The 4,728-nt window shown below is 38.3% G+C and carries 4 protein-coding genes; 1 reads left to right on the forward strand and 3 read right to left on the reverse strand.

Features of this window, described 5'->3' with window-relative positions; all coding sequences use genetic code 11:
• The first annotated feature begins 269 nt into the window (after positions 1–269).
• Complete coding sequence (locus L652_RS0117715) at positions 270–1,067, forward strand: M48 family metallopeptidase (RefSeq protein ID WP_024603584.1); 798 nt, start codon at positions 270–272, stop codon at positions 1,065–1,067.
• A gap of 111 nt (positions 1,068–1,178) precedes the next feature.
• Here the strand turns inward: L652_RS0117715 and L652_RS0117720 are convergent, their stop codons facing one another.
• From L652_RS0117720 to L652_RS0117730, 3 genes are all read right to left on the reverse strand, one after another.
• A complete protein-coding gene (locus L652_RS0117720; RefSeq protein WP_024597205.1) occupies positions 1,179–2,195 on the reverse strand; it encodes an alpha/beta hydrolase in 1,017 nt (338 codons plus the stop codon).
• 198 nt (positions 2,196–2,393) lie between these two features.
• A complete protein-coding gene (locus L652_RS0117725) occupies positions 2,394–3,182 on the reverse strand; it encodes a nucleoside-binding outer membrane protein (RefSeq protein WP_024597204.1) in 789 nt (262 codons plus the stop codon).
• Positions 3,183–3,314: 132 nt separating this feature from the next.
• Entirely contained in the window at positions 3,315–4,628 is a 1,314-nt protein-coding gene (locus L652_RS0117730; protein ID WP_004335396.1) for a Na+/H+ antiporter NhaC family protein, read from the reverse strand.
• Positions 4,629–4,728 lie beyond the last annotated feature (100 nt).

The raw sequence follows: 4,728 nt of genomic DNA on the forward strand, positions 1-4,728 counted from the left end.
GTAATCGCCACTATACTGGCTAATAAAGGCAATAAAATACGGGTATTAAAAGACGAGGCTGAGGCGTCCATGTGTAAACTCAACAATCACTAAAAACAAGGGTTATAGTGTAACAGGGCATTGTATTTGGATAAACTTAGTTTGCCCGCTAAGTTTATCGTCATATTGCTTTTTTTTTAATATAACGGTACATAAAGCAAATATTTTAAATTGGTACTGTGTTTGCTATTCTACAAGCAATAAAAAATTCATTACTTAAGAGAATTATCATGAAAAAACTAGTACTTGCAGTATTAGCGACAGCCGTTTTAGCCGGTTGTAAAACGTCACCAACAGGACGTACTCAAATAGCGCTTTACTCAGATCAACAAATGAGTGAAATGGGTACTGCTAGCTTTGCCGAAATGAAAGCATCTCAGCCAATAAATAAAGACGCTAAAACAAATTCTTATGTAAATTGTATTGCTGAAAAAGTAGTGGCTGTATTACCAAAAGAATACGCGTCGCAAAATTGGGAAGTAGTGGTATTTGAAGATGAATCTGCTAACGCTTTTGCATTACCTGGGGGTTACATTGGGGTTCATACGGGCTTATTAAAAATAGCCACCAATCAAGACCAATTAGCAACAGTACTAGGGCACGAAGTAGGGCACGTAATTGCTGAGCATTCTAATGAGCGTGTATCACAAAGCTCTATTTTAGATACCGGTATGCAGCTTGGTAGTGCTGCACTTGAAATGGGTAATATTCAATACCGTAACGAAATTATGCAAGGCTTAGGTTTGGGCGCACAATATGGAGTTGTTTTACCATTTAGCCGCTCTCACGAATCAGAAGCNNATACTATAGGTCTGGATTTAATGGCACAGGCGGGGTTTAATCCACAAGAGTCGGTTACACTTTGGGAAAATATGAGTGCAGCGGGCAGCGGTACAACCCCTGAGTTTTTATCTACTCACCCAGCGCCAAGTAACCGTATTAAAAATCTACAAGCGCAAATGAGTAAAGCACTTAGCGAGCAAAGCACTGCTAAAGCACAGGGTAAAAACCCACAATGCACACTGTAGTTAAGCGCTTTACTATCTGAAGTAGTGTACGTTTAGTATTAATGCGTAATTAAAATAAAACCCCTGTAAGTATTTTACCTACAGGGGTTTTATTTTAGTTTTTAAGCGTGGTTATTCAGCAGCAAGTGCTTGTTTAAATACATTTTTAAAGCGTTCGAAATCTTCAATGTGCGGCAGGTGCCCTAAATTATCCAGTTCAAATAATTGTGCGTCAGGGATAAGTGTTGCAGCGTGTTTGCCTAATTTATCATATCGACCAAGCTCGTAATCAACACCGTCTTTTTTCCAGTTACGGCCAGGGCCGGTTCTATCGCGTGTACCAATAATTAATTTAACCGGTACTGCTAAATCTTTAAATTCGGTTATTACAGGTTGAGTGAAAATCATATCGTATGTTTTTGCATTTACCCATGCCATTTGTTCTTTATCTGGGCCTTGTATTTGCCCTGTTATAAAGTCGGTTAGGGCTGAATATGTGGTATTCCACTTACCATCGTAGTAATTTTTTTGTTGGTATTTTCTTACGCCTTCTGGCGTTTTTGAAAATTCGTTTTTATAGAAAAAATTTGTATCTTTGTAATCAACATACTGCAGGTAGTTTTCAAGCCCAATAGGGTTAAGTAAAATTAATTTACTAGTTGTGTTTGGGTACATTAGTGCAAAACGACTCGCTAGCATCCCACCCATAGAGTGCCCTAATACAATTGACTCTTTTATATTAAGTGAGTCCATTAACGCATGAGTATGATGAGCAAGAGCCGCAAATGAATACTGGTAATTAGTTGGTTTAGATGATTTTCCAAAACCAATTTGATCAGGAATTAATACGCCGTAGCCTAAAGATTGCAGGTATTGCGCAGTGGTAGTCCAGTAATCTGCATTAAAATTTTTGCCGTGCATAAGCGTCACTGTAGGCATGTCGGATTTGGTAGGCTTTAAGTAAATATACGCCATTTTAAGGGACTGTTTTTGTGACTCAATGTTAAAGTAATTTACTTTAAAGTCGTACTGATAACTGCTTAAAAGTGCATCATAAGAAAGTGAAGAGGTATCTTGCGTTGTGCTCGCTAATGCATTGTTTGTTAATAACAATAAAGTAGAAAAGCAAATAACTTTAATCGACGACATTTGGTTACTCCAATTAAGGACAAATAATATGAGCTCTAATATATAAAACTCAGAATAATTCATTATAGTAACCAAACATTAAGTACTATTCAATTGAGGCTTTGTCATGCTCAACGTTGTTTAATTTGGAGATGAAAAAAGCGAAGCTAAAATAGAGCTTCGCTTATTAATGTAGGGTAAAACGAGTATCGTTAAAGCTTAAAACGTCCACTCAATATGGATTTGTGGCACTGACTCAGTGACTTCAGTACCTAGTTTATTGTGCCAGTATTGTAATTCCATACCCAACAGTAGTGTGTTTTCTTTCATTTGAAGAGCGTGGCCCATATCCCATACTAAAATAGGCTGTGCGAGTATCCACGCCTCTACATCGTTACCAAATTCATCTTCACGCTCTGCAATGTATTCAGCGTGGCCTTTAAAGCTAAATTTTTGTGAGCCAATAGTGAAAGGGTATTCAAAGGCAACATCAAGCATCCAGCTATTTGTTTCAATAGGAGCCCCGCCTTTTGCTACACCTTCACTATCGTCAATGTAAGCTGTGAACAGCGTTTGAAAAAAGTTAAACCCAGGTACATCCCAGCTTAATTTAACACCAGGCAAGTATTTCATTACTTTAGCGTCGCCAGCAACGTTAATACCACCGGTAAGGCCCACATCTAATAATGCGCCTGCGCCAATTTTTTCGCCGCTAATGGCCGATAAGCTTACCGTTGAATACCACTCACCATAAAAATCAGCATCTTGGTAACCATCATCGGTATCGTCTTTACTGTAATCGATAAAAAAGAAGTTATCGCCGTAATCGTAACCCGATGCATGTTGAACCGAGTAAACAGTGGTGTTTGACTCTTGCTCAGTGAATGGGTTTTTTTGGTCGCCATTATTAATATGTAGTGCTGTGCTGCTCCAATTAGCCGCAAAAGCAGAAGACGATAAAGCAATTGATGTAAAAGTAACGAGAGGAAGTAATTTTTTAAATTTCATATCTGTATTTAACTATAATTTTAGTGACACGCGAAGGCGCGCATTATAGCAAAAGTGATTGATATGTAGAGTATTATTTTAACATATGTTGCAGCTTACTTATTAAGCTGCAACATAGTGTCGGTGTTTAAACTATGCTTTATTACGGCGTAAGCAAATAACTGCAATGGCTGTAAATGCTAAAATAAAGCAGTAATAAGAAGACGTTGATACTTCCCACGGGCTAATTTTAAACGTAGCACCTAATAACAATGCTTGGGCACCGTATGGCAATGAACCCTGTGTAACACAGGCAAATATATCAAGTAAACTGGCAGAGCGTTTACCGCTTATTTCACCGTCATCTGCTAGCTTTTTAGCAATAGGACCCGCGACAATAATAGACACTGTGTTATTAGCAATACATACATTACTTGTTAAAACTAACGCAGCGATACCTAATTGATCTGCCACTTTACGGTGCCATTTTGCAATGATTTTAGTAATCGCTTGAATTTTTTGAGCAATGTAATCAAGACCACCGTTGATACGAATAAATTCAGATAAGCCACCAATAAACATAGAAAGTAAAAATATTTCCTGCATATCAGTAAAGCCTTTGTAAATGTCTTTTACAAAGCTTGCGCCTTCGTAACTACCGGTAAAGCCCATTAATGCGGCAAAAATAATACCGCTAAACAACACTACAAATACGTTCAAGCCGGCAACTGCTAACACTAAAATAAAGGCATAAGGAAGTACTAACCAAATATCATAATCTTTAGTTTCAACTACTTGTGCAGCAGGTGTTAAATAAAACAACAGGGCGATTGTTAGAATGGCTGCAGGGACTGCAATTTTAAGATTTTCTTTAAACTTGTCTTTCATTTCACAGCCCTGCGTGCGCGTAGCTGCAATAGTGGTGTCCGAAATAATAGATAAGTTATCGCCAAACATAGCGCCAGATACAATCGTACCGGCCATTAATGCTGGGTCTATACCTGTTTTAATTGATACCGCATAAGCGATAGGGCCAATGGCGCCAATCGTACCCATTGACGTTCCCATTGCAGTAGAAACAACAGCCGCAATTAAAAACAAACCAGGGAGCAATAACGAAGGTGGAATAAGCGATAAGCCTGCATTTACTACCGCATCTACACCACCGGTTGCACTTGCCACAGCCGAAAAAGCACCTGCAAGTAAGTAGATTAAACACATGGTAATAATATTGTTGTGTCCGGCACCTTTAATAAAGGTCTCTACACATTGGTTTACCGTGCCTTTATTTAAAATAAACGCAAGCATGATGGCGGGCAATATAGCAACAGGTGCAGGTAGTTGGTAAAAAGCATAATCAACCCCTTGCGATTGCAAATACAAACCTGAGCCTAAAAATAGCGCTACAAAGGTAAGTAGGGGAAGTAAAGAAAGTATTGCTTTGTTTTTATTAAATGATGGCTGCATCATAATCCTCATAACCAGTAAAATTTATCACAGCCAAAACTCCTCTTTTAGCTGAATTTAGCAGTACAACTTTTTATTTTAAAAAGTTGTTAGCCGCAGC

It is taken from the genome of Pseudoalteromonas sp. TB25, assembly GCF_000497995.1.
Lineage (GTDB): Bacteria > Pseudomonadota > Gammaproteobacteria > Enterobacterales > Alteromonadaceae > Pseudoalteromonas > Pseudoalteromonas distincta.